Genomic DNA, 24,093 nt, shown 5'->3' on the forward strand with positions numbered 1-24,093 from the left:
GGTCTCGGGCGGCCATCCCAGGATGACTGATGAACCAGAATTTTCGAAACTTCGCCCTCTGGGCGATCATAGCGCTGCTTTTGATCGCTCTGTTCCAGCTGTTTTCGAATGGCTCGCAGACCGCCGGAACCCGCGAGGTCCCCTATTCGCAGTTCCTGTCCGACGTCGATTCGGGCCGGGTGCAATCGGTGGTTATCCAGGGACCGCGGATCAGCGGAAAATATACCGACGGCGCCACGCCGTTCCAAACCTACGCGCCGGAAGACCCGGCGTTGGTCGGGCGGCTTGAGTCGAAGAACATTCAGATCAATGCCGCTCCTCCGGGCGATAACACTAATCCAATCTGGTCGATGCTGTTGTCGTTCGGTCCGATCCTCCTGATCCTCGCGGTCTGGATCTTCCTGATGCGGCAGATGCAGGGCGGCGCGGGCGGCAAGGCGATGGGCTTCGGCAAGTCGAAGGCCAAGCTTTTGACGGAAGCGCATGGCCGGGTCACCTTCCAGGATGTGGCCGGCGTCGACGAGGCGAAGCAGGATCTGGAGGAGATCGTCGAATTCCTGCGCGAGCCGCAGAAATTCCAGCGTCTGGGCGGCAAGATCCCCCGTGGCGTCTTGCTCGTGGGCCCTCCGGGCACGGGTAAGACCCTCTTGGCGCGTTCCGTCGCCGGCGAAGCGAATGTGCCGTTCTTCACGATTTCGGGCTCCGACTTCGTCGAAATGTTCGTCGGCGTCGGCGCGAGCCGCGTGCGGGACATGTTCGAGCAGGCCAAGAAGAACAGCCCCTGCATCATCTTCATCGATGAGATCGACGCTGTCGGGCGGCATCGTGGTGCTGGTCTCGGCGGCGGCAACGACGAACGTGAGCAGACGCTGAACCAGTTGCTGGTCGAGATGGACGGCTTCGAGGCAAATGAGGGGGTCATCCTGATTGCGGCGACCAACCGTCCGGACGTGCTCGACCCCGCGTTGCTGCGGCCGGGCCGCTTCGACAGGCAGGTGATGGTGCCGAATCCGGACGTCAACGGTCGCGAGAAGATCCTCAAGGTCCATGTCCGCAACGTGCCGTTGGCGCCCAATGTCGATCTAAGGACGATCGCGCGCGGCACCCCCGGCTTCTCGGGCGCGGATCTTGCCAATCTCGTCAACGAGGCGGCGCTGATGGCGGCGCGCCGCGCCAAGCGGCTGGTCACCATGCTGGAGTTCGAGGACGCCAAGGACAAGGTCATGATGGGCGCCGAGAGACGCTCCATGGCCATGACCGAAGAGGAAAAGAAGCTCACCGCCTATCATGAGGCCGGTCATGCTCTCGTCGGTATCTACGAGCCGTTCAACGATCCGCTGCACAAGGTGACGATCATCCCGCGTGGCCGGGCGCTGGGCGTCACCATGAACCTGCCGGAGCGCGACCGCTACGGCATGCGCAAGAACGAGATGGAAGCCCGGCTGGCGATGATTTTCGGTGGTCGTGCCGCCGAGGAGATCATCTATGGCCTGGAGAACGTCACCACCGGCGCCTCCAATGACATCCAGCAGGCGACCAACATGGCCCGCGCGATGGTCATGGAATACGGCATGAGCGATAAGCTGGGACGGCTGCGCTATAAGGACAATCAGGACGAGGTGTTCCTCGGTCATTCGGTCTCGCACCAGCAGAACATGTCCGAGGACACGGCACGGCTGATCGATTCGGAAGTGCGGGAAATCATCGAGGCGGCCGAGAACAAGGCGCGCCGTATCCTCAACGAGCATATCGACGATCTGCATATGATCGCCAAGGCTTTGCTCGAATACGAGACGCTTTCGGGCGTCGAGGTCCATGATCTGCTGGCGGGGCGGACCCTAGCCCGCGACATGGGCGATGATACGCCGCCGTCGCGCGGTTCCGCCGTGCCGAAGGCGGGGACCGGTCGGCCGGCGAGCCCGCGCGACGACAAGGCCGGCGACGGACTCGAACCGCAGCCGACCTGACCGGACGGTTTCGGACCCAAATGCAAGGAAAAGAGCGGCCTGGTGCCGCTCTTTTCCTTTGCAAGAGGCGGCTTCGCGTCGTGTGTCGTTGGCCGCACCATCCTGGTAACCGATCCATGCGACATTGTGCGCGCCGAGCGCCGTCCGCTAGAAGGGGACGGGGCGTAACCATCAGCTGACGACGGGATCATCGATGGGCAGAAAATATTTCGGAACCGACGGCATCCGGGGCACGGCGAATCGGCATCCGATGACGCCGGAAATCGCCATGAAGGTCGGTATGGCCGCGGGGCTCGCCTTCCAGCGTGGCAGCTACCGACATCGCGTGGTGATCGGCAAGGACACGCGGTTGTCGAGCTACATGATCGAGAACGCGATGGTCGCCGGATTTACGTCAGCGGGCATGGACGTCTTTTTGCTCGGCCCGATGCCGACCCCGGCCGTTGCGATGTTGACCCGCTCGCTGCGCGCCGACATCGGCGTCATGATCTCCGCATCCCACAATCCGTTCGAGGACAACGGGATCAAGCTATTCGGCCCCGAGGGCTACAAGCTCTCGGACGATATCGAACAGACCATCGAGGGCCTTCTCGACCAGGATCTGAGCGCGCGCCTCGCCACCGGAAACCGGCTTGGGCGTGCCAAGCGCGTGGACGGCGTGCATGATCGCTACATCGAGTTCGCCAAGCGGACGCTGCCGCGCGAGCTTTCGCTCGAAGGAATTCGGGTCGCGATTGATTGCGCGAACGGCGCCGGGTACAGCGTTGCGCCCGAGGTCCTCTGGGAACTCGGGGCGGAAGTCATCAAAATCGGGATCAGTCCCGACGGTACGAACATCAACCACAATTGCGGCTCGACAGCTCCGGGAGCGCTCGCCGCCAAGGTGAAGGAAGTTCGGGCGGACATCGGGATCGCCCTCGATGGTGACGCTGATCGCGTGCTGATCGTCGACGAGCGCGGTTCGGTTGTCGACGGCGACCAGTTGATGGCGGTGATCGCCGAGAGCTGGTCGGAGGACGGCCGCCTGGCCGCCGGCGGCATCGTCGCGACCATCATGTCCAATCTCGGCCTTGAGCGCTTTCTGGAAGCTCGGCACCTGCAACTCGCCCGCACCAAGGTCGGCGATCGCTACGTGGTCGAACATATGCGCGAGCACGGCTACAATGTCGGCGGGGAGCAGTCCGGCCATATCGTCCTCTCCGACTTCGGGACGACCGGCGACGGGCTGGTCTCGGCGCTTCAGGTTCTCGCTGTCGTCAAGCGAAAGGGGGGAACGGTGTCGGAAGTCTGCCGACGGTTCGACCCGGTGCCGCAGATTTTGAAGAACGTGCGGTTTTCGGGCGGGGAGCCTTTGGAGCGAGACCGCGTGCAGGACGCGATTAGCGCCGGGCGGGAGCGTTTGGGCAATAGTGGGCGGTTGGTGATCCGTCCGTCCGGGACCGAGCCATTGATCCGGGTGATGGCTGAAGGCGACGATCGGGCGCTGGTGTTGTCCGTGGTGGACGACATCGTCGGTGCTCTCAAGCAAGCCGCTGCGTAAAGCCCCAATTGCATCGGTTTTGTGCTAATTTTTTCGTGTAAACCCTCAGTTAACCAATGCGATTTACCGTGTTCATTAAGGTAACGGTGTGCCAATCCCGGCAGCCGATTGAACCGGAGATGATCGCTATGAATTCGAGACTTGTGACGACCGTCGCCGTCGTCGGTGCGTTGTCCTTACTCGCAGCCACCGCCAACGCTGCCGATGTTATCGAGGAGCCCCCGGTGTACATCCCACCGGCGCCGGTGGAAGAAGTGTCGACTGCGGGCTGGTACCTGCGCGGTGACGTCGGCTACGTTTTCGAGAGTGAAACCTCGGGCAAATATGGCTATTTGCGCGGCGGCTACGGCGGCGGCGACTTCGTCCAGTACTATCACTATGACAACATCGAAACCGACAGCGCCTTCATGGTCGGCGGCGGTCTCGGCTATCGCTTCAATGCATTCGCCCGCATGGACCTGACGGCCGACTACTTCACTGCGGACGTGACGGGTTCGTCGAACTGCGTCGATGTACCGAGCGCCTATTGCAGCTATGCGGACAGCTCGGAGATCGACGTCTGGACCGTGATGGCCAACGCCTATGTGGATCTCGGCACCTACGGACGGTTCACGCCTTATGTCGGCGGTGGCGCAGGTGTCGCCAACGTCTCCTACGGCACGATGAACAACAAGTTCGAATGCAATGGCGGCTTTACCGCAACCAACTGTGGCGAGACCTTCACTCACGAAGGAATGTCCGAGTGGCGCTTTGCTTATTCGCTCATGGCGGGCGCGAGCATCGACATCACGCAGAACCTGAAGTTCGACGCCGGATACAAGTATACCCGCATCGCCGAAGGCGAGGCGTTTGGTTGGGACGCGCAGGACATCGCCAACGGCGCCAGTGGCGTCCAGGGCTATGACCACGGCTACGATCTGCATGCGGTCCGCGCGGGCCTTCGCTACGAATTTGGCGGCGGTGGCTTCGGCAAGGGCAAGGGCAAGGCGCCGGTTTATGCTCCTGACCCGGTCTATGCGCAGGACGTAGTCTTCAAGTAAGCCAAGCGTTCGCAATCCACGGTTCAAAGAAAGGCCGCCGCCCGTGAAAGGGCGGCGGCGTTTCGCGTTCTGCCAGCACTTCGGATCCCGGGGGGTACCTCGCTCGGTCAACAATCACGGTTAAGGAACACGGTTAATCGGGCTTTAAGCTTTCACTGCGACGGTAACCACCAGACGCCACCTTCGCTTCGGCGGGTGGCATGAGGCGGAACGGCAGTGGGAAGCGGAGCCATGACTATCACCAGGACATTGATTGCGAGCGTACTCGCGCTCGGCACAACAATCCCGGCTGCTCAAGCCGCCGACCTGCCGCCGATCTATGCGGAACCAATCTACCAGGACGTCCCGGAACTGGTTCCGGTCGAGATCGGCAACGGCTGGTATTTGCGCGGGGACGTTTCCTACGACTTCGACAGCGACGTTTCCGTTGCAGGCAGCAGCCGGGCTGAAATGAAGTTCGAGAACGGCTACGACCTTGGGGCGGGGTTCGGTTATCGGTTCACGGACTTCTTCCGGGCCGACGTGACGGCGCGCTATTCGAAGTTCGATGTCAATTTCGGACCCGTCGCGACCTACAATCCCTATGTCCTCTCCAGCGACGCCGAGACGTGGGAACTGATGGCCAATGCCTATGTCGATCTAGGCACCTTCATCGGTTTCACGCCCTATCTCGGCGCCGGTGCGGGCGCGGTGCAGGTGGATTACGGCATCAACTGTACGAGTGGCACCAATGATTGCGCCACGGTGACCGGCGCGTCCTACGCTGACACCAAGGACTGGCGCTTCGCCTATTCCCTGATGGCCGGCGTCGCCTACGATGTGACGCAGAATGTCGCGATCGACATTGGCTACCGCTACCTCAACGTCGAAGCCGGCGATCTCTTCGGCCTGCAAGGCAACGGCATCGATTATGCGCTTCGGGACGATGGTTTTGATCGTCATACGATTCAGGCCGGCATCCGCTATTCGCTCTGGTAGGAGTTTCAGCTTCACCAAACAAACGGCGGGGCCTTGGCTCCGCCGTTTGTCGTTTCAGGCGCGGCACGGCGGGTCGCCGAATGTCCGCCGCCACCAAATTGCCGCTTGACCAAGGACCGGGAGGGGGAGTAGCGCCATCCGCGGGACACGCCTCCCCAACGAGGCGCTTCTATCTGTGAGGGTAGCTCAGATGGCAAATACCGCGAAGCCGGACCTGCGTCCGGCCAATCCCCGTTTTTCTTCCGGCCCCTGCGCGAAACGACCCGGTTGGTCGTTCGATGTGCTCGCCGATGCCGCGCTCGGTCGCTCGCATCGCGCCAAGGTCGGCAAATCCAAACTGCAACAGGCGATCGACGACACCCGGGATATTCTCGGCGTTCCTGCCGACTATCGCATCGGCATCGTGCCGGCGTCCGATACCGGCGCGGTCGAGATGGCGATGTGGTCGCTGCTCGGCGAACGCGGCGTCGATGTTCTGGCCTGGGAATCCTTCGGCGCCGGCTGGGTGACCGACGCGATCAAGCAGTTGAAGCTCGACGACGCGCGCAGCTTCGAGGCTCCTTATGGCGAGATCGTCGACTTCGCCCAGGTCGATTTCGACCGCGATGTTGTCTTTACCTGGAACGGCACGACGTCCGGCGTGCGGATGCCGAATGGCGACGCTATTCCGGCGGATCGCAAGGGCCTCACCATCTGTGATGCGACCTCGGCCGCGTTTGCGCAGGATCTGCCCTACGACAAGCTGGATGTCGTCACCTTCTCCTGGCAGAAGGTGCTTGGCGGCGAGGCGGCACACGGGATGCTGATCCTTAGCTCACGCGCGGTCGCGCGGTTGGAAAGCCACAAGCCGGCCTGGCCGCTGCCGAAGATCTTCCGCCTGACCAAGGGCGGCAAGCTCATCGAAGGCATCTTCAAGGGCGAGACGATCAACACCCCGTCCATGCTGTGTGTCGAGGACTATCTCGACGCGCTGGCGTGGTCGAAAGAGATCGGCGGCCTCGCAGCCCTGAAGGCCCGTGCGAACGCCAATCTCGCGGCCGTCGAGACCTATGTCGTGGCCAATCCGTGGCTGTCCTTCCTGGCCGCGGACAAGGCGCTGCGCTCCAATACCTCGGTCTGCCTCACCTTTGCCGATCCGGCGGTCAAGCGGCTCACGGCCGACCAACAGGCCGCCTTCGCGAAGAGCGTCGCCGCGCTGCTGGAGAAGGAGGGCGTGGCCCTCGACATCGGCGCGTATCGCGACGCGCCTCCGGGCCTGCGCATCTGGTGTGGCGCGACGGTCGAAACCGCCGACGTCGCAGCGCTGATGCCCTGGATCGGCTGGGCCTACGCCGTGCAGAAGGCGAATCTCGACCAGGCCGCCTGAGGCGTGCGCCATTTCTTTCCCGCTTGCGGGAGAGGGTGGACGGCGCGCAGCGCCGGCCGGGTGAGGGTTTGACGAGCGCGTCTCTTCCTCCACCTCGACGCCGTCGCTCTACGAAGCCCACATCCGCCCCTTCGGGGCACCTTCTTCCCATCAGGGAGAAGAACGGCGTCGCCGCCATCGCTAACGCGTTCGATCAATCCGTTCCCCATTTTTCCAAGGACCATTCCCATGGCACCCCGCGTTCTCGTTTCCGACAAGCTGTCCAAGACCGCCGTCCAGATCTTCGCCGACTGTGGCATCGAGGTCGACTACATGCCCGATCTCGGCAAGGACAAGGACAAGCTCCTCGAAGTCATCGGTCAGTATGACGGCCTCGCCATCCGCTCGGCCACCAAGGTCACGGAAAAGCTCATCCAGGCCGCGACCAAGCTAAAGGTCGTCGGCCGCGCCGGCATCGGCGTCGACAATGTCGACATTCCGGCCGCCAGCCGGAAGGGAATCATCGTGATGAACACGCCCTTCGGCAACTCGATCACTACCGCCGAACACGCGATCGCGCTGATGTTCGCTGTTGCCCGCCAGCTGCCCGCCGCCGACGCCTCGACCCAGGCCGGCAAGTGGGAGAAGAACCGCTTCATGGGCGTCGAAATCACCGGGAAAACGCTCGGCATTATCGGTTGCGGCAATATCGGCGCCATCGTCGCGACCCGCGCCGTCGGACTGAAGATGCGGGTCATCGCCTTCGACCCGTTCCTGTCGGCGGACCGCGCCGCGCAACTCGGCATCGAAAAGGTCGAACTCGACGATCTCTTCAAGCGGTCCGACTTCATCACCCTGCACACGCCGATGACCGACAAGACCAAGGGCATTATCGACAAGGCGGCGATCACCAAGATGAAGGATGACGTCAGGATCGTGAATTGCGCGCGTGGCGGCCTGATCGTCGAGGCGGATCTGGCCGAGGCGATCAAGTCCGGCAAGGTGGCGGGCGCCGGCGTCGATGTGTTCGAGACGGAGCCGGCGACGAACTCGCCGCTCTTCGGTCTTGAGAACGTCGTCTGCACGCCGCATCTGGGCGCATCGACCTCCGAGGCGCAGGAGAATGTCGCGCTCCAGGTCGCCGAGCAGATGTCGGACTACCTGATCCGGGGCGCAGTCGCGAACGCCATCAACATGCCGTCGATCACGGCCGAGGAAGCGCCGATCCTGACGCCATTCGTCCAGCTCGCCGAGTGCCTCGGCGCTTTCGCCGGACAGGTCACCGAGGAGGCGATCAAGTCGGTGGAAATCACCTATGACGGCAGCGTCACGGCGATGAATACGCGGGCGCTGACCAGCGCGACGCTGGCCGGGTTGATGAAGAGCCAGGTCTCGGACGTCAACATGGTCTCGGCGCCGATCATGGCGAAGGAACGCGGCATCCAGCTGACCGAGTCGCGGCGCGACAAGTCGGGCGTCTTCGACAGCTATATCAAGCTGACGGTCGTCACCGAAAAGCAGACCCGGTCCGTTGCCGGAACCGTTTTTTCCGACGGCAAGCCTCGCTTCATCCAGATCAAGGGCATCAATCTCGACGCCGAAGTCGGCCGGCACATGGTTTATACGACCAATAACGACGCGCCGGGCATCATTGGTCTGCTCGGCACGGTGTTCGGCAAGGCAGGCGTCAACATCGCCAACTTCCAGCTCGGTCGCGACCGGCCCGGCGGCAACGCGATCGCGCTGCTCTACGTCGATTCGCCGGTGCCTGAAGATGTGCTGGACGCGGTACGCGCCCACAAGGAGATCGCCAGCGCCAAACCCTTGCGCTTCGACGTCGCGGACGTCGCCGGCTGATTTGACAGGCCAGATCATCCTGATCGAGACGGCGTCCCGTGATTATCGGGGCGCCGTTTTTGTTTCCGGCGTTCGATGCCGTCTGGCAGCCCCGCGTTCGGCCAGCATGATGCCGCCGAGAACGAAGGCGAGCGCGATGATGTGGTAGGTGCGAAGTGTCTCGCCGATGACCAATACGGCGAGGATCGCGCCGAAGATCGGCACCAGATTAATGAACAGATTGGCGCGGTTCGGTCCGATCATCTCGACGCCGCGGATGTAGAGCGACTGGGCGATGAGCGAGGGAAAGATCGCCGTGTAGAGCGCGGCGGAGAGGCCTTGGCCGTCGGGCAGGCGCGTATCGCCCATGGCCCACTCCGCCGCCGCGAAGGGCACCGAGACGACCAAGGCGGAGGCGGCGAGCATGAAGATCGTCGAACGCCAGTTCAGCACCGGCTTGAACCGCAGGGCCACCGTGTAACCGCCGTAAAGCAGCACGGCGATCATCATCAAGGCGTCGCCGCGATTGAGGTCGAGGGCCAGAAGCGCCGACGGTTCGCCATGCGAGGCGGTCAGTACGACGCCGACCAAGGTCAGGGAGAAGCCGACGATTTGGAAGGACGAAACGGGCATGCGGAAGAGCAGGAAGTTCGCCATCAACACGATCAACGGCATCGCCGATTGCTCGATCGTCACGTTGATCGCCGTGGTGTAGTTCAACGCCAGATAGAAGATCGCGTTGAAGGTGGCGAAACCGAGCGCGCCGAGCGCGAAGAGAAACGGCAGGTTGCGCCGGATCACGGGCCACTCCCGGCGCACGTCGCGGAGCGCGAAGGGCGCCATGAACAGGCACGCGAAAGTCCAGCGTAGCAAGGTGAGCAGCATCGGCGAGACGTGCCCGACGGCGAGCTTGCCCGCGATCGCATTGCCGCCCCACAACAGGGCCACCGTCGCCAGGATAAGGTAAGGATGCCGGAAGCGAGATGTCATGGCTTTGCGTTTACGTGGACGGGGCCGGGTCGCATAGGGGGCTTGCGGTCAAATAAGCATGCCTGATGAAATTGGGGCTTTGCGCTTGCTGAGCGAACGAAGCCGCCCGGCCGGGCATTTTCCGCGAGTTCGGTCGCTTCACGCCCTCGCTTCCGGCGGGGTGCTTGACTATAGTCCGCGCGCCTCGCACCAGGCGGGCGGGCGAAAATTGCAAGAGGACTGTTAATGGCCAACGTCGTCGTCGTCGGATCGCAATGGGGAGACGAGGGTAAGGGGAAGATTGTCGACTGGCTGTCGGAACGGGCGGACGTGGTCGTGCGGTTTCAGGGCGGGCACAATGCCGGCCATACGCTCGTCGTCGACGGGACGTCCTACAAGCTCTCGCTGCTGCCGTCGGGTGTTGTTCGCAAGGGCAAGTTGTCGGTGATCGGCAATGGCGTCGTTTTCGATCCCCATGCTTTCGTCGCGGAGAAAAAGCGTCTCGAGGCGCAGGGTGTTTCGATCGATCCCCAGTCGCTGCGTATTGCCGACAACGCGGCGCTGATTCTCTCGCTGCATCGCGAACTCGACGCGACGCGGGAAAATGCCAGTGTCGGCACCAAGATCGGCACGACCGGGCGCGGCATCGGCCCGGCCTACGAGGACAAGGTCGGCCGGCGTGCGCTACGGGTCATGGATCTGGCGCATCCCGACAGCCTGCCGGACCGGATCGATCGCCTGCTCGCCCACCACAATGCCTTGCGGCGCGGTCTTGGGCAGAATGAGATCGACCCGGCGACGATCCTCGACGAACTGACCTCTATCGCCGATGAAATCACGCCTTTTATCGACCGCGTCTGGCGGCTTCTCGACGAGCGGCGCAAGGCCGGCGATCGTATCCTGTTCGAGGGTGCCCAAGGAACGTTGCTCGACATCGACCATGGCACCTACCCCTTCGTGACCTCCTCCAACACGGTTGCCGGGCAGGCGTCGGCCGGTTCGGGCCTTGGGCCCGGCAGTATCGGCTTCGTCCTCGGCATCACCAAGGCCTACACGACGCGGGTGGGGGAAGGGCCGTTCCCCAGCGAGCAGGATAACGAGATTGGCCGTTTTCTTGGTGAGAAGGGCCGCGAGTTCGGCACCGTCACCGGCCGCAAGCGCCGTTGCGGCTGGTTCGACGCGGTTCTCGTGCGTCAAGCGGTCGCCCTCAACGGCATCGACGGGCTCGCATTGACCAAATTAGATGTGTTAGATGGTCTTGAGGAGATCAAGATCGTCGTCGGTTACAATCTGGATGGCAAGCAAATCGACTATCTTCCTGCCAGTCTTTCAGAGCAACAGCGGGTCAAGCCCATCTTCGAGACTTTGGAAGGCTGGAAAGATACGACCGCTGGCGCGCGGCGCTGGAACGATCTTCCGGCCCAAGCCGTCAAATATGTCAGACACATAGAAGAATTGGTGCAGGCGCCGGTGACGCTTCTGTCGACCTCGCCCGAGCGGGACGACACAATACTTGTTCGCGATCCGTTTCAGGATTAGAGTCGGGACGCCGGGACACCAGAAAATCAAGACAAGTGAGTGACTGCGATCCATGGCGGACTTGAGCGGCGTACTTCGTAAAACCATCGACGGCCTGCCGCGCGCTACGCCGCAGATGCGCGCTAAGGTCTATGATAAGGCCCGCGCGGCAATTCAAAGGCAGATCGACGGGGCGAATCCACCGTTGGCCGAGACCGTCGTCGCCACTCGGCTCGCCGCGCTTGAGGACGCGATCGCGCGCACCGAACAGCATTATACCAGCCCAACGGATGGCGAGCCGGACGACGATCTGGCGGCGCTCCTGGCGGCCGATACGTCGGAAGCACGAGGCAGACCCGGCGGGGGCCGTTCGGATACACCAGCGCCGGAGGCCTGGGTGGGCGCGAGCGAAACTCCCGCTCCGCCAGTGCCGAAAGCCGTCTTGCCGAAGGCTCCTTCGCTGCCCGGCCACTCCCCGGAACAGGGCGGTGGGACACCCGATTCGCGGGCCAATTCAGGCGACCGGGCGACGGAGCGGAGCGGGAGTGGAATCGTCGATTCGGTCTTCCCGGGACTGAAGAAATCCGCAGCGACGCCGCGTCATGAGCCGCCGCCGTTTTTCCCGATCGCGACGGAGGAACCTGAGGCGGCGGCCGGGCCATCCCCCGTCGGTTCCCCGTTCATCGTTCCCACCGCATCCGGGGCGGCGCGCCGCGAGGCCGACGGAACCCATGACGATGCATTCTATGACGACGAAAGAATTCCCGCGGGCATCCGCACAGACGACGACATCCCGGAGGCTGATGTTTCAGGCCCGCGCTATTCGCCGCGCGGGAAGCGGAAAGGATCGGGCAAAGGGCGTTCGCTGATCGCCGCAACTCTCGTTATCGTCCTCTTGGGTGGTCTCGGAGCCGTTGGATGGACCTATCGCGACCAGATCGAGGCACTGCTGGTCGCTCCATCGGATCTCGACAATATCGCCACTACGACAGACAAAGAGCCGGCGGCCGCGAACGGCGGAACGGCAGCGGCCACGGGCGAGTCGGTTTCGCAAAGCCCCGATGCGAGCGGACCGGGAGAGACCGGCATAAGTGACGTGGCTGGCGCCGAGGCGCCGCGGGGCCAATCGGCCCGGCAATTCACCCAACGGCTGCTTCCCGATGGGACCGAAGTGGACGAGGGACCGGCGGGGGGCGAGCCCAACGCGTTCGACGAGGGAACGGATATCGCCCCGGCATCGCCGGTACCGGCGGAATCCTCCGCATCGCCGACCATCAGCAGCGAAATCGGGGAGGACCCCGCTGTGGTCGGCGCCGCACCCGCGGAGGCGCAGACGCCGGTTGCCGGTGAAGAAGCCGCAAGCCCCGAAGTTGCGGCTGTCGAACCGGCCACCGGCAACACGCCCGCCGTGGCGCAAAAGGCGGTGTTTTACCAAGAGCGGACGGAAACGACGTCCGGCACGCAGGAAGGCGGCAATGTCGTCTGGTCGGTGGTCAACGAATCGCCGAGCGAGGGGCAGCCTCCGGAACCGGCGATCCGCGCCGTCGCCGAGGTTCCGGATGAAAATCTCAAGATGACGATGACCATTCGCCGGAACGCCGATCCGACGCTGCCGGCAAGCCACGTCATCGAGCTTCTCTTCACCACACCGGCGAATTTCAGCGGCGGCGGCGTCGCCAACGTGCAGCGTCTGGCACTGAAAGCGACTGAGCAGGCGCGGGGCGAGCCGCTGATCGGAGTCGCGGGCAAGATCTCCGACGGCTTCTTCATCATCGCCCTGAACAATCTCGAACAGGCGATGCAGAGCAATCTTTCGCTGCTGAAAAGCGAACAATGGATCGATATTCCGATCGCTTACGAGACTGGGCGGCGGGCGTTGATGTCGATCGAGAAGGGGATTCCGGGTGATCGCGTTTTCAAGGAAGCTCTGGACGCCTGGAACGCAAAAACCTGACGATCTTTCCAAGCTCTTTGGCGAGGTCGCCCGTCTCGCTCGATCTGGAGATGTGATCGCGCATCGGTCGCCGCCCGTGCCGCGCAATCGCGGTCGATGATCTGAACAAAAAAAGGACCGGTGCGCCATGGAGCGAACCGGTCCTTTGCTTTTTCAGTCGGCTGTCGTGTCGGTCAGGCGCTGGCCTGGTCAACCGACCGCAGTGCTCGATGCGCCGCCTCGGCAGTGTCCCGAACGGCCTTTTGCACCTTTTCGAAGGCCCGGACCTCGATCTGGCGCACGCGCTCACGGCTGATGTCGAACTCGCCGGAGAGCGTCTCGAGTGTTAGCGGGTCTTCGGAGAGACGACGCGCCTGGAAGATGCGCCGTTCCCGATCGTTGAGGACATCCATCGCATTGTTCAACATGCCGCGACGCTGATCGAGCTCATCCTCGCGCGCGAGCGAATCCTCTTGCGATTCGCTGTCGTCGACGAGCCAATCCTGCCATTCGCCGGACTCGCCCTCGGTGGCCCGCAACGGCGCGTTTAGCGAGGCATCGCCGGAGAGGCGGCGGTTCATCGAGACGACTTCCTCGGCTGAAACGCCGAGCTGCGTGGCGATCTGGTCGACCTGATCCGGCCGCAGATCACCCTCTTCAAGGGCCTGGATGCGGCTCTTCATCTTGCGAAGGTTGAAGAACAGACGCTTTTGATTCGCGGTCGTGCCCATCTTCACGAGGCTCCACGAGCGCAAGATGTATTCCTGGATCGAAGCCTTGATCCACCACATGGCGTAGGTCGCCAGGCGGAAACCCCGCTCCGGATCGAAACGTTTGACCGCCTGCATCAGGCCGACATTGCCTTCGGAAACGACTTCGCCGATGGGCAACCCGTAACCGCGATAGCCCATCGCGATCTTTGCGACGAGCCGCAGATGGCTGGTCACCAGCCGGTGCGCCGCGTCACGGTCGTCGTGTTCAGCATAGCGCTTGGCCAGCATATATTCTTCCTGAGGCTCCAGCATCGGGAACCGGCGGATCTCTTCCAAATAGCGGCTGAGGCCGGCTTCGCCCGAGGCGATGCTGGGAAGATTAGACTGGGCCATTCATTGCCCTCCATCGTTGAATCGGCCGCTTCGACAGAAGCCGGCCGGATCGCGAACCGCAAAGACCCCGTTCGCACAGACCTTCATTATATAGGTTTTGATGCGCCGAATTCACGGCACAATCGCGTGTCACGCGGCGTGAACGAGCCTTTGAACAATGCGTTCAGGGGAAGCGCGACCGAATCTTGAACCCACTTCTCACTGCTGTGCAATGCCGAAAGCAGCGCAGAGTTCCACCATGTCCTCCGGCAAGGGCGACTGGAAGGACAGGGGGGCGCCCGAGACCGGATGGACGAATCCCAAACGGTGGGCATGCAACGCCTGGCGGCGAAAGCCTTGGACGACACGTTTGGCATCCGGGTCGAGGCGCTCTGATTTGGTGCGAAATCCCGCGCCGTAGACATCGTCGCCCACCAGCGGTTGACCGATATGGGCCATATGAACCCGGATCTGATGCGTGCGTCCGGTCTCCAACACGCATTCGACCAGGGAGGCCAGGCCGCCGTCGAGCGGCGAGGCGGCACGCAAGGTGTAGCGGGTGATCGCATGGCGGGCGTCGCTGCGCCCCTCCGGCACCACGGCCCGTTTGACGCGGTCGCTGGCCGAGCGGCCGAGGGCCGCGTCGACGGTGCCGCGGGGTCTGGCAAGCGTGCCCCAGACGATTGCGAGATAGGCGCGTGACAGGCGGCCGTCGCGGCCATGCGCGGCGAACTGCTCCGAAAGACCCCGATGGGCCGTATCGGACTTGGCAACGACCAAGAGGCCGCTGGTCTCCTTGTCGAGGCGGTGGACAATTCCGGGCCGGCGCACGCCGCCGATGCCGGAGAGGCTGTCGCCGCAATGGTGGAGCAGTGCGTTGACGAGGGTTCCGGTCCAATTGCCGGGGCCCGGATGGACGACGAGACCCGCCGGCTTGTCGATGACGATGAGGTCCGCATCCTCATGCACGACGCAAAGCGGAATGGCCTCCGCCTCGGGGGCGGCGTCGGTGGGGGGCGGCATGTCGACATCGACTGCCTCGCCAGCGCTGAGCTTGCGCTTGGCGAGGAGGACATTCTCGCCGTTGATCGAAACGCGCCCCTCAGAAATCAAGGTCTTGGCCCGGCTACGCGAGAGTGTCCCGTCGCTGGCCGCGGCAAGAAAGCTGTCGAGCCGCTCGCCGGCTCCGGCGGTATCGACCATGAAACGTCTTGTATCCATAGCCTTATCGCCTGTAGGAGCGGGCACCGATGAGAACGGAGCCCGCCGGACCGGCCATGACCCATAGCGACGACAGTGAGATCGAAAAGCCGCTCGACCCGGCGACCGAACGGGTTCGGCGCAAATTGGTGCGGCTTTTGGCGGTTTCGATCGGGATCATGTTGATCGCGGTTATGGCCGTGCTGTCCGCCGTTGTCTACAAGGTCTCCAGTGGTTCGGGCGGCGCGCGCCCCCAACCGGGCGCGGAACTGGCCATCGCGATCCCGGCCGGAGCCGAAATCGTCGAGACGTCGCTTGATGGGGACCGGGCACTGCTGCGGATTCGAACGGCAACGGGGATGCGACTGCTGCTCGTGTCGCTTTCCGACGGCAGCATTCTCGCCACCTACGCCCTTTCCGACGGCTGACAGTTGGCATCGACGAAAGCGGCAAAAGCCTCTTGCGTCGGCAACTGGCTGCCGTTATATCGTGCCCTGCGATAAGCGCCCATCGTCTAGCGGTTAGGACGGCGCCCTCTCACGGCGCAAACAGGGGTTCGATTCCCCTTGGGCGTACCATTTGCCTCCCCGTCAATTAGAAATTCTTTGATTGCGTGTCTCACCGGCGTGCGTTCGACGATGAGTAACGGGCGCTCACAAAAGTCCGACTGTCCTAGGACGATGCTGTCGCTAGCGAGGCGGTGTCGCAGACCGCCGCGGCGTGTTGCGCCCTGTGCGGCAATCACCTCGCTTTCCTCCCTGGGGCTACGGGCAGATGAGGGCAAGACAGCGTGCCCACGGCTCGCGATGGCGACGGGCGGAACCGAGATTTTTGGCTCCGCCGGATTTGCATCGCGGCGCGAAACGTCTAGCAGAGACGCGGCACCGACCGTTTGGAGATTCGCATATGAAGACCAGAGCCGCCGTTGCATTCGAAGCCAAAAAGCCGCTGGAAATCGTCGAACTGGATCTCGAAGGCCCGAAGGCCGGTGAAGTCCTTGTCGAGATCATGGCGACCGGCATCTGCCACACCGATGCCTACACGCTGGATGGGCTGGACAGCGAGGGCCTGTTTCCGTCCGTTCTCGGCCACGAGGGCGCGGGCGTGGTGCGCGAAGTCGGCGCCGGCGTGACCTATGTGAAGCCGGGCGACCACGTCATCCCGCTCTACACGCCGGAATGCCGCCAGTGTAAGTCCTGCCTGTCGGGCAAGACCAACCTTTGCACTGCGATCCGCGCGACCCAGGGCAAGGGCGTCATGCCCGACGGCACGACGCGCTTCAGCTACAAGGGCCAGCCGATCCATCATTATATGGGTTGCTCGACCTTCTCGAACTTCACCGTTCTGCCGGAAATCGCCGTCGCCAAGATCCGCGTGGACGCGCCGTTCAAGACAGCCTGCTATTGCGGCTGCGGCGTGACGACGGGCGTTGGCGCGGTGGTGAACACGGCCAAGGTGGAGCCGGGCGCCAACGTCGTCGTCTTCGGCCTCGGCGGCATCGGGCTCAACGTCATCCAGGGCGCCCGCCTCGTCGGTGCCGACAAGATCATCGGTGTCGACCTCAACAACGACAAGAAGGAATGGGGCGAACGCTTCGGCATGACCCATTTCGTCAATCCCAAGGAGATCGAGGGCGACGTCGTCCAGCATCTCGTCGAGCTCACCGACGGTGGCGCCGACTACACCTTCGACTGCACGGGCAATACGATGGTCATGCGCCAGGCGCTGGAAGCGTGTCATCGCGGCTGGGGCGTCTCGGTGGTGATCGGCGTCGCGGAAGCCGGCAAGGAAATCTCGACCCGGCCTTTCCAGCTGGTCACCGGCCGGGTCTGGAAGGGTTCGGCCTTCGGCGGCGCGCGGGGTCGCACCGACACGCCGAAGATCGTCGACTGGTACATGAATGGCAAGATCGAGATCGACCCGATGATTACCCACACGCTGACCCTCGAAGAGATCAACAAGGGCTTCGACCTGATGCACGAGGGCAAATCGATCCGCTCGGTCGTGGTGTTCTGAGCCATGGAAACGATTTCGACCAACAAGGCCCATGGCGGTGTCCAAGGCGTCTATCGTCATGCGTCCAAGGCGACCGGCACCGACATGACTTTCGCGATCTTCGTGCCGGAGCACGCGGCCGGAGCGAAGCTGCCGGTGGTCTGGTATCTGTCCGGCCTCACCTGCACCCATGCCAATGTGATGGAAAAGGGTGAGTACCGCCGCGCCTGCGCGGAACTCGGCCTGATCTTCGTCGCGCCGGACACGAGCCCGCGCGGCGAGGGCGTGCCGGACGATCCGGACGCGGCCTACGACGCCGGCCTCGGAGCCGGCTTCTACGTCGATGCGACGCACGAGCCCTTCGCCAAGAACTATCGCATGTGGAGCTATGTGACGGAGGAACTGCCGGGTCTGATCGCCGCCGAATTTCCCGCCGATCCGGCGCGGCAGTCGATCATGGGCCACTCTATGGGCGGCCACGGCGCGCTGACTATCGGCCTCACTCATCCGGGTCGCTACAAGGCCGTCTCGGCTTTCGCGCCGATCGGGGCGCCGAGCCAAGTCGCGTGGGGGCACAAGGCGCTGGCGATGTATCTCGGCGACGATCGCGCGGTCTGGCGCAAGCACGATGCCGTCGCGCTGATCGAGGATGGCGCGCGGGTCGACGAACTGTTCGTCGATCAGGGCATGGCCGACAATTTCCTCACCGAGCAGCTCAGGCCGGAGCTGCTGGAAGCAGCCTGCGCCAAGGCCGGAATCGGGCTGACGCTGCGGCGGCAGCCCGGCTACGATCACAGCTACAATTTCATCTCGACCTTCATGGAAGACCATCTGCGCTGGCACGCCGCCAGGATGGGGTGAGGCAGTCCGGTGCCGGAAACGATCGCGATCGGTGATCCGGCGGATCCGCGCATCGAGGTGTTTCGCGACATTCGCGATCGGGATCTGACCGGCCGGGGCGGGTTCATCGCAGAGGGCACAGTCGTTCTCGATCAGCTTCTGGAGTCGCGGCAATTCCGGCCGACCGCGCTGCTTGTCCTGCGCAACCGCCTGGCCGGTCTGAGCGAGCTTTTGTCACGCCTGCCGCCGGGGGTACCGGTTTACGTCGCGGAGCGAGAGGTTCTTGACCAGATCGCCGGCTTCGCGATGCATCGCGGTGTCCTCGCCCATGGCAAGGAAGAAGGTGTCAGGCGAACGCCGACCGAGTTGGTCGCCTCCGCGGCGGCGCATAGCCGTCCGCTCGTGGTGGCGGTCGGTATCGCCAATCACGACAATATAGGTGCGATCTTTCGCAACTCCGCAGCCTTCGGCGCGGGCGCGGTCCTGCTCGATGCGACGTCCTGCGACCCGCTCTACCGCAAGGCGCTCAGGGTTTCGGTCGGGACCGTGTTGACGATGCCGTGGTCGCGGGTGGGCGCCGGCACGGACCTCACGAGTCTATGTCGTAACGCGGAGTATCGGACGATTGCGCTTTCGCCGGCCGGCGGGATCGCGCTTCGCGAGCTCGGTTCCGATGGTCCGATGGCGCTTTTCCTCGGAGCCGAGGGAAGGGGCCTATCGCCGGAGCTGATGCAGAGGATGGAAACGGTCCGCATCGAAATGGAGCCCGACGTCGATAGCCTCAACGTGGCCACCGCTGCCGCGATCGTGCTGTCCAACCTCTATACGAATCGAGGACGATAGAACGCCGAGCGGAGGCCGGCGCATTTGCCATCTATCCGGTCGCCCGGCCGCCGGCGGTTTCCTTGTCGCGGAGACGGCGGACCCGGTCGGCGAGGGTGACCTGTTTTGTTTCGGGGTCGCTGGAAGAAGATGGCGCTTTCTCGGCCTCTTCGAGAATCGTGTCGATCGGGGAACCGGTTCCCTCGGCCTTGGCGGTCAAATGAACGACCCGCGCCGCGATGTCACTGATACGCTGGCGCAGATCCGCCTCTTCGAGATGCTCCTCGCCGAGCGGATGCTCGGGTAGATCGAGCGCATCTCGGACGCTTTGGCCGATTGTCGGCTTGGACGGGGGGAGCGCTGCCTTGCGGGTTTCGGGTTCGTCGGTCATTGAGGGCTCTCGGCCGTCCATCGGCACGTCCGGGACGTCCTGCTCGATCATGTTCTCGTCAGGAAGCAGACCGGTTGGGCGCGGCCCGTGGGCAGAGACCTGTTCCTCTTGATCGGCCAGACGGGCCGTGAGCCGAACCACTTTCTCTTCCAGTTTGCGTGAGGCGACCTTTTCCCTTTGAAGATGACCCTCGAGCGTATTCAACTCGCCGCGTAGCCGCTCGATGGCACTCGCCTTCTCGCCTTCTCGCCGTTCGGCCGAACGCAAATCGTCGGATACGCGCTCCAGCTTGCTGTCGAGGGTAAGGGTGTCGATCTTCCTCTCTTCCGCGATCTGGGTGAGTTCGCGAAAGCGCGCTGCGAGATCGTCCATTTCGTCCGTGCTGCGTTCGAGATCCAATTGCGTCTCACGCAATTGACTTTCGAGGCGACCATACTCTTCCTCACGCGATGCCAGCGCTGCCGCAAGCTCCTTGAGGTCGCTCTCCTGCTGGGCCACGGTCTCGGCCAGACCGCGACTGTGCGCACGCAACTCCGCATTCTCGCGGGCCACACGTCCTGCGTCCGCTCGCTCCAGCGCGGCCTTGTCGCGCATCGCCAGCGCATCCATCTCCCGTTGCCGGGACTGTAGCGCGGCCTCGGCTCGAACATGATCGAAGCTGGCGCGAATTTCGTTCACGCTGGACGGGATCGTTGCCTCGAACTCGCGCCGGGCGAGCCGCTTGGCGCGACGCCAGATCACCGGCGCAACGAGAAGCGCGAGCAGCATCGCGGCGAAAAAGCCGAGGAGAAATGTCAGGCCGGTGGCGATCATGGGATCCTTCGCGTGGTACTGCCGAAAGAACCTATAACGCAGAAGTCGCCATTGGTGCCGCCTCCGGGGATTTTTTCGACGGAGTTTGCCGCGCCGGTATGCTCTTCAGGCAACGCCTTTAGAGCGCCGTGTGCCTTTCCGGACGCACAAAGGGCGCTCTAACACTTTGATTGAACATCGGAATGATCCAAGAACCGGATTCCACTTTTTGGTCCGATGTTCTGCGCATCGGTCAGAATGGGTTCCAGGTCGGCATCGGCGTTAGCTTCAGATAACCGAGATTGACTCCAAGCCGCGCGCCGACACCGGTCTTGACCGGCACCAGCACGATATTGTCGCGTGTCAGTACCGTCATGCCGAGTCCGCCGATCAGATAGGCGCTGCCGGACACTCCGCCGAAACGGCCGTACACCGCCTCGACCGAGGGCAGGTCGTAGACGAGCATCATCGTGCGCGCCCCGTCACCGCCGACGTCGAAGCCGAGCGAGGGGCCTTGCCAGAAAATGCGGTGCTGGCCGGCGTTCTTGGTGAAAAGCGTGCCCTCACCAAACCGCAGCCCGCCGAAGAAGGCGCCCGCCGCTTCCTCGCCGAGGATATAGCCGTTTGGCAGCCCGTAACTCTGGAACGCCCGCTCGACGACCTGGGCCAGGCTTCCCGACGTCGTGCCGAAGAATTGATGCCCGGTCTGGATGACCTCGTCCATGTTGTAGCCGGCCGGACTGGCTTGGGCCATGGCCGGGGCGGCCGCCACGAGGCCCGAGGCCAGCATCGCGGCTGTGGCGAAAATGAGATTGCGGACCGTCCGGATAATACCGTTCATGACCGGCTCCTTTCGAGAAAGCGGGTGTGCCGGCGACGTGCGCCAGGCCCGCATGGCGCCCATCGCGGGCGACTTCCCCGGCATTTGAACAAAACATGCTTTTCAATTGCCTAACGCCGAAGCGTCACGAACACATTTCTCTTCGCCGATTGGCCCACCGCCATCGGTTGACGGGAGTCTCGGTTGGAATCATGCTTCGTATCGAAATGGGACGGGTGATTCGCCGTGATCGCGTCCCCCTGTCTCGATCGAAACGGACCTTTTATGACGACCCTTCCAGAACTCTCCGCGGCTGATCTCGCCGCACTTCTGTCCAGCAAGCTTTGTCACGATATCATCTCGCCGGTCTTCGGGATCCAGAGCGGATTGGAATTGCTGGACGATATGCCCGGCGACCGGGAGTCGATGGAGCTGGTTCGGCACTCGCTCAAATCGGCGGTGGCCAAGCTGCAGTTCGCGCGCATCGCCTTCGGGTCTGCGGGTTCACCGACGGCGACCATCGATCTCAACGAGGCCAAGACGGCGGCGTTGGGGTATATGGACCATGAAAAGGCCAATCTCGTCTGGGAAGGCGAGGGCGGCTACGCAGTGAAGAACTTCGCCAAGATCGTCCTCAATCTCGTGGTTATGGCCAGCGCCTCGATCAGTCGCGGCGGCGAGGTTCGAGTGGAGATCGAAGCGATCGATCCGCCCCGAGCCAGTGTCCGCGCGACCGGAGAGCGGATTCGGATCCAGCCGCGCCTGCTCGCGCTGCTCAATGGCGATGCCGCCCAAGAGGCCGTGGATGCCCAGGCGATACAGCCCTACTACACGCTCTTTCTGGCCAAGGAGGCGGGGCTGGCGGTCGTCCATGAAATGAACGATGCCTCGGTGGTGTTTCGGGTATCCTAAAGCTGAACGATCAGCTTCATGCATTTTTATCCTTGTTTCTGAACGGAACCGCAAACCCGCTGGGCTACAACTACGCCACGGTCGACCCCGACACATCGTTCAGGGCGAACCAAGCGGAGTTGTCAGGCTATGCAAACCTGTCTCATTGTCGACGACGCGCCGGTCATTCGGAAGATTGCTTCCCGCATCCTTCTACAGTTCGGTCTCGCCGTCGAAAGCGTCCCCAACGCCCCGGAAGCGCGGGAATGGATCAAGCAGAATGGGCTGCCGGACATCGCCATCATCGCGGCGTGTCCCAGTGACAGCGCCGGCCCCGAACTGGTTGACGAGATGCGCCGAATGGCGAAGGGCACGAGCCTCGTCATCCTTGCCTTGATCGTCGATGCCAATCTGGGGTTGATGACCCGTCTCAAGCGTGCCGGGGCGACGGACTTTATCTACAAGCCGTTTGAACGCGAAGCGCTTCGGTCCTGGATAGAGCCCTATCTCGAGTCGTCAGCGGCGGCGTGATGCCGGCTTGCGCTCTAAAGCTGAAGTTCTAACGATAATGGCCCGCCGCGGGAGTTCGGGGCGGGCCTTCTGGCTTTGACTGGAATTCGTTGCGCTCAGGCCGCGCGTGCCTCTTCCGGCTCCCGCAGCACATAGCCGCGACCCCAGACCGTCTCGATGTAGTTCTTGCCTTCGGTGGCCGTGGAGAGCTTCTTGCGCAGCTTGCAGATGAAGACGTCGATGATCTTCAGCTCTGGCTCGTCCATGCCGCCATAGAGATGATTGAGGAACATCTCCTTGGTCAGGGTGGTGCCCTTGCGCAGCGAAAGAAGCTCCAGCATGGCATATTCCTTGCCGGTCAGATGCACGCGCTGGCCGCCGACCTCCACGGTCTTGGCATCGAGATTGACGGTGAGATCGCCGGTGTTGATCACCGACTGGGCATGTCCCTTCGACCGCCGGACGATCGCGTGGATCCGTGCGACCAGTTCGTCCTTGTGGAACGGCTTGGTCATATAGTCGTCAGCGCCGAAGCCGAGGCCGCGAACCTTATCCTCAATGCCGGCCATGCCGGACAGGATCAGGATCGGCGTCTTCACCTTGGACAGGCGCAGGGTGCGCAGCACTTCGTAGCCGGACATGTCGGGAAGATTGAGGTCGAGCAGGATCAGGTCGTAATCGTAGAGCTTCCCAAGGTCGACGCCTTCTTCACCCAGATCGGTGGTGTAAACATTGAAGCTTTCCGATTTCAGCATGAGCTCGATGCTCTGTGCCACGGCGCTGTCGTCTTCGATCAAAAGAACGCGCATCAGAAATTCCTCTCAGCCAGCCGCGCCGAACTTGGATATTCGGTAAGCTCTCGTTGTCTAAATTCGGCCAAAAAATGGCAGGCAATGGTTAACAAATACTCTTGATCCTTCATGGATCTGACCGCAACGCATCTGCGGGACGGCTCAAGGCACGATGCTTCCGTGGAACCCAAATTGTGCGTTCCCCGATCGGGGTTCGGCGAAATGGGTCAATCCGGTTTACCCGACCTTAAATCCTCACCCCTATGATTAACGGTGCGCGTAAACAGACAGTTAAGACGCATAGCCCCCGAGGCTTGCCCGAAACCCGTCAAGCGCGTTGTTCAAGAGTGTTCCGCCAGACGGAGCCTCCAGCTAGGGATTTGAGTATGAAGCGTGACAACCTGGTGCGACTGGCGCGTTTCAAACTCTCGGAAAAGCGTCGCCAACTCGAGCAGTTGGAGCTGATGATGGGTGAGTTCACCCGGATGGCGGCTGAACTCGACAATCAGATCGTCAACGAGGAAAAAAAGGCTGGAATCAGTGACGTCCAGCACTTCGCCTATCCCACCTTCGCCAAGGCGGCCCGAGCCCGTCGCGACAATTTGACCAATTCGGTCAAGGATCTGAAGGTCCAGACGAACGCCGCCCGGCTGGCGCTGGAGGAGGCCGAGGCCGAACTGTTGCACGCCGAAAAGCTGGAACAGCGCGATGGGGGCCGCGAGGAGCTCGACGAACGGCGCGAGGCCTTCGGCTAGATCGTGAGGGTACAGGATCGATTCGATCCAATTTCAAGAAATTGATTGATCGTCGTCAATCCGCTCCGGATTCGG

At 62.8% G+C, this 24,093-nt stretch carries 21 protein-coding genes and 1 tRNA gene; 16 read left to right on the plus strand and 6 right to left on the minus strand.

The window, feature by feature from the left end; translation table 11 throughout:
• Positions 1–29: 29 nt before the first annotated feature.
• The 6 genes from ftsH to serA all read left to right on the plus strand — a co-directional run bounded on the left by ftsH (position 30) and on the right by serA (position 8,727).
• Positions 30–1,967, plus strand: coding sequence for an ATP-dependent zinc metalloprotease FtsH (gene ftsH, locus VQ044_RS02405; protein WP_327623495.1), 1,938 nt, complete (start codon positions 30–32; stop codon positions 1,965–1,967).
• Positions 1,968–2,160: 193 nt separating this feature from the next.
• On the plus strand, positions 2,161–3,507 hold the full coding sequence (gene glmM / locus VQ044_RS02410; RefSeq protein WP_327623496.1) for a phosphoglucosamine mutase: 1,347 nt from the start codon (positions 2,161–2,163) through the stop codon (positions 3,505–3,507).
• Between the two features lie 143 nt (positions 3,508–3,650).
• Positions 3,651–4,547 carry an outer membrane protein gene (locus VQ044_RS02415; protein WP_327645895.1) on the plus strand — a complete coding sequence of 299 codons (897 nt, stop codon included), beginning with the start codon at positions 3,651–3,653 and terminating at the stop codon, positions 4,545–4,547.
• Positions 4,548–4,778: 231 nt separating this feature from the next.
• The gene (locus VQ044_RS02420) at positions 4,779–5,525 is read left to right on the plus strand and encodes an outer membrane protein (protein WP_327623498.1); all 747 of its coding nucleotides are present in this window, start codon (positions 4,779–4,781) and stop codon (positions 5,523–5,525) included.
• Between the two features lie 190 nt (positions 5,526–5,715).
• On the plus strand, positions 5,716–6,891 hold the full coding sequence (locus VQ044_RS02425; RefSeq protein WP_327623499.1) for a phosphoserine transaminase: 1,176 nt from the start codon (positions 5,716–5,718) through the stop codon (positions 6,889–6,891).
• A 228-nt stretch (positions 6,892–7,119) separates the two neighbouring features.
• Positions 7,120–8,727 carry a phosphoglycerate dehydrogenase gene (gene serA / locus VQ044_RS02430; protein ID WP_327645896.1) on the plus strand — a complete coding sequence of 536 codons (1,608 nt, stop codon included), beginning with the start codon at positions 7,120–7,122 and terminating at the stop codon, positions 8,725–8,727.
• Positions 8,728–8,769: 42 nt separating this feature from the next.
• On the opposite strand, the gene VQ044_RS02435 is transcribed toward serA, so the two are convergent.
• A complete protein-coding gene (locus VQ044_RS02435) occupies positions 8,770–9,696 on the minus strand; it encodes a DMT family transporter (RefSeq protein ID WP_327645898.1) in 927 nt (308 codons plus the stop codon).
• A 225-nt stretch (positions 9,697–9,921) separates the two neighbouring features.
• Between VQ044_RS02435 and VQ044_RS02440 the strand changes: the two genes are divergently transcribed.
• The gene (locus tag VQ044_RS02440) at positions 9,922–11,214 is read left to right on the plus strand and encodes an adenylosuccinate synthase (protein ID WP_327623502.1); all 1,293 of its coding nucleotides are present in this window, start codon (positions 9,922–9,924) and stop codon (positions 11,212–11,214) included.
• A 52-nt stretch (positions 11,215–11,266) separates the two neighbouring features.
• Entirely contained in the window at positions 11,267–13,147 is a 1,881-nt protein-coding gene (locus VQ044_RS02445) for a hypothetical protein (protein WP_327645899.1), read from the plus strand.
• Positions 13,148–13,320: 173 nt separating this feature from the next.
• Here the strand turns inward: VQ044_RS02445 and rpoH are convergent, their stop codons facing one another.
• Together rpoH and VQ044_RS02455 are read right to left on the minus strand one after the other, a co-directional pair.
• A complete protein-coding gene (gene rpoH, locus VQ044_RS02450; protein WP_327645901.1) occupies positions 13,321–14,232 on the minus strand; it encodes an RNA polymerase sigma factor RpoH in 912 nt (303 codons plus the stop codon).
• Between the two features lie 198 nt (positions 14,233–14,430).
• The gene (locus tag VQ044_RS02455) at positions 14,431–15,414 is read right to left on the minus strand and encodes an RluA family pseudouridine synthase (protein ID WP_327650744.1); all 984 of its coding nucleotides are present in this window, start codon (positions 15,412–15,414) and stop codon (positions 14,431–14,433) included.
• Between the two features lie 47 nt (positions 15,415–15,461).
• On the opposite strand from VQ044_RS02455, the gene VQ044_RS02460 reads away from it, so the two are divergent.
• The 5 genes from VQ044_RS02460 (at position 15,462) to VQ044_RS02480 (ending at position 19,089) form a co-directional block, all read left to right on the plus strand.
• Positions 15,462–15,839 carry a fimbrial protein gene (locus tag VQ044_RS02460; protein ID WP_327645904.1) on the plus strand — a complete coding sequence of 126 codons (378 nt, stop codon included), beginning with the start codon at positions 15,462–15,464 and terminating at the stop codon, positions 15,837–15,839.
• 75 nt (positions 15,840–15,914) lie between these two features.
• Positions 15,915–15,989, plus strand: a tRNA-Glu gene (locus VQ044_RS02465).
• Positions 15,990–16,317: 328 nt separating this feature from the next.
• A complete protein-coding gene (locus VQ044_RS02470) occupies positions 16,318–17,427 on the plus strand; it encodes an S-(hydroxymethyl)glutathione dehydrogenase/class III alcohol dehydrogenase (protein ID WP_327645905.1) in 1,110 nt (369 codons plus the stop codon).
• A gap of 3 nt (positions 17,428–17,430) precedes the next feature.
• Complete coding sequence (gene fghA, locus VQ044_RS02475; protein ID WP_327645907.1) at positions 17,431–18,267, plus strand: S-formylglutathione hydrolase; 837 nt, start codon at positions 17,431–17,433, stop codon at positions 18,265–18,267.
• Between the two features lie 9 nt (positions 18,268–18,276).
• A complete protein-coding gene (locus VQ044_RS02480; RefSeq protein WP_327623509.1) occupies positions 18,277–19,089 on the plus strand; it encodes a TrmH family RNA methyltransferase in 813 nt (270 codons plus the stop codon).
• A 31-nt stretch (positions 19,090–19,120) separates the two neighbouring features.
• On the opposite strand, the gene VQ044_RS02485 is transcribed toward VQ044_RS02480, so the two are convergent.
• The gene (locus VQ044_RS02485; RefSeq protein WP_327645909.1) at positions 19,121–20,272 is read right to left on the minus strand and encodes a hypothetical protein; all 1,152 of its coding nucleotides are present in this window, start codon (positions 20,270–20,272) and stop codon (positions 19,121–19,123) included.
• A 232-nt stretch (positions 20,273–20,504) separates the two neighbouring features.
• Entirely contained in the window at positions 20,505–21,092 is a 588-nt protein-coding gene (locus VQ044_RS02490) for a DUF1134 domain-containing protein (RefSeq protein ID WP_327645911.1), read from the minus strand.
• Between the two features lie 264 nt (positions 21,093–21,356).
• Between VQ044_RS02490 and chpT the strand changes: the two genes are divergently transcribed.
• Together chpT and VQ044_RS02500 are read left to right on the plus strand one after the other, a co-directional pair.
• Positions 21,357–21,983, plus strand: coding sequence for a histidine phosphotransferase ChpT (chpT, locus tag VQ044_RS02495; RefSeq protein WP_327623512.1), 627 nt, complete (start codon positions 21,357–21,359; stop codon positions 21,981–21,983).
• A gap of 129 nt (positions 21,984–22,112) precedes the next feature.
• A complete protein-coding gene (locus VQ044_RS02500; RefSeq protein ID WP_327645912.1) occupies positions 22,113–22,493 on the plus strand; it encodes a response regulator in 381 nt (126 codons plus the stop codon).
• A gap of 95 nt (positions 22,494–22,588) precedes the next feature.
• On the opposite strand, the gene ctrA is transcribed toward VQ044_RS02500, so the two are convergent.
• Positions 22,589–23,281: a response regulator transcription factor CtrA gene (ctrA, locus tag VQ044_RS02505; protein ID WP_327623514.1), complete on the minus strand. Its 693-nt coding sequence runs from the start codon at positions 23,279–23,281 to the stop codon at positions 22,589–22,591.
• Positions 23,282–23,649: 368 nt separating this feature from the next.
• Between ctrA and VQ044_RS02510 the strand changes: the two genes are divergently transcribed.
• Positions 23,650–24,018, plus strand: coding sequence for a flagellar export protein FliJ (locus VQ044_RS02510; protein ID WP_327623515.1), 369 nt, complete (start codon positions 23,650–23,652; stop codon positions 24,016–24,018).
• The last annotated feature ends 75 nt before the right edge of the window (positions 24,019–24,093 follow it).

This window comes from Aurantimonas sp. C2-5-R2, assembly GCF_036549495.1.
In the GTDB taxonomy this organism is placed as follows: domain Bacteria; phylum Pseudomonadota; class Alphaproteobacteria; order Rhizobiales; family Rhizobiaceae; genus Aurantimonas; species Aurantimonas coralicida_A.

Bases quoted from the DNA above. Each gene is read 5' to 3' on its own strand.
- ftsH (WP_327623495.1), top strand. From the start codon at position 30: ATGAACCAGAATTTTCGAAACTTCGCCCTCTGGGCGATCATAGCGCTG.
- glmM (WP_327623496.1), top strand. From the start codon at position 2,161: ATGGGCAGAAAATATTTCGGAACCGACGGCATCCGGGGCACGGCGAAT.
- VQ044_RS02420 (WP_327623498.1), top strand. From the start codon at position 4,779: ATGACTATCACCAGGACATTGATTGCGAGCGTACTCGCGCTCGGCACA.
- VQ044_RS02425 (WP_327623499.1), top strand. From the start codon at position 5,716: ATGGCAAATACCGCGAAGCCGGACCTGCGTCCGGCCAATCCCCGTTTT.
- serA (WP_327645896.1), top strand. From the start codon at position 7,120: ATGGCACCCCGCGTTCTCGTTTCCGACAAGCTGTCCAAGACCGCCGTC.
- VQ044_RS02435 (WP_327645898.1), bottom strand. From the start codon at position 9,696: ATGACATCTCGCTTCCGGCATCCTTACCTTATCCTGGCGACGGTGGCC.
- VQ044_RS02440 (WP_327623502.1), top strand. From the start codon at position 9,922: ATGGCCAACGTCGTCGTCGTCGGATCGCAATGGGGAGACGAGGGTAAG.
- VQ044_RS02445 (WP_327645899.1), top strand. From the start codon at position 11,267: ATGGCGGACTTGAGCGGCGTACTTCGTAAAACCATCGACGGCCTGCCG.
- rpoH (WP_327645901.1), bottom strand. From the start codon at position 14,232: ATGGCCCAGTCTAATCTTCCCAGCATCGCCTCGGGCGAAGCCGGCCTC.
- VQ044_RS02455 (WP_327650744.1), bottom strand. From the start codon at position 15,414: ATGGTCGATACCGCCGGAGCCGGCGAGCGGCTCGACAGCTTTCTTGCC.
- VQ044_RS02460 (WP_327645904.1), top strand. From the start codon at position 15,462: ATGAGAACGGAGCCCGCCGGACCGGCCATGACCCATAGCGACGACAGT.
- VQ044_RS02470 (WP_327645905.1), top strand. From the start codon at position 16,318: ATGAAGACCAGAGCCGCCGTTGCATTCGAAGCCAAAAAGCCGCTGGAA.
- fghA (WP_327645907.1), top strand. From the start codon at position 17,431: ATGGAAACGATTTCGACCAACAAGGCCCATGGCGGTGTCCAAGGCGTC.
- VQ044_RS02485 (WP_327645909.1), bottom strand. From the start codon at position 20,272: ATGATCGCCACCGGCCTGACATTTCTCCTCGGCTTTTTCGCCGCGATG.
- VQ044_RS02490 (WP_327645911.1), bottom strand. From the start codon at position 21,092: ATGAACGGTATTATCCGGACGGTCCGCAATCTCATTTTCGCCACAGCC.
- chpT (WP_327623512.1), top strand. From the start codon at position 21,357: ATGACGACCCTTCCAGAACTCTCCGCGGCTGATCTCGCCGCACTTCTG.
- VQ044_RS02500 (WP_327645912.1), top strand. From the start codon at position 22,113: ATGCAAACCTGTCTCATTGTCGACGACGCGCCGGTCATTCGGAAGATT.
- ctrA (WP_327623514.1), bottom strand. From the start codon at position 23,281: ATGCGCGTTCTTTTGATCGAAGACGACAGCGCCGTGGCACAGAGCATC.
- VQ044_RS02510 (WP_327623515.1), top strand. From the start codon at position 23,650: ATGAAGCGTGACAACCTGGTGCGACTGGCGCGTTTCAAACTCTCGGAA.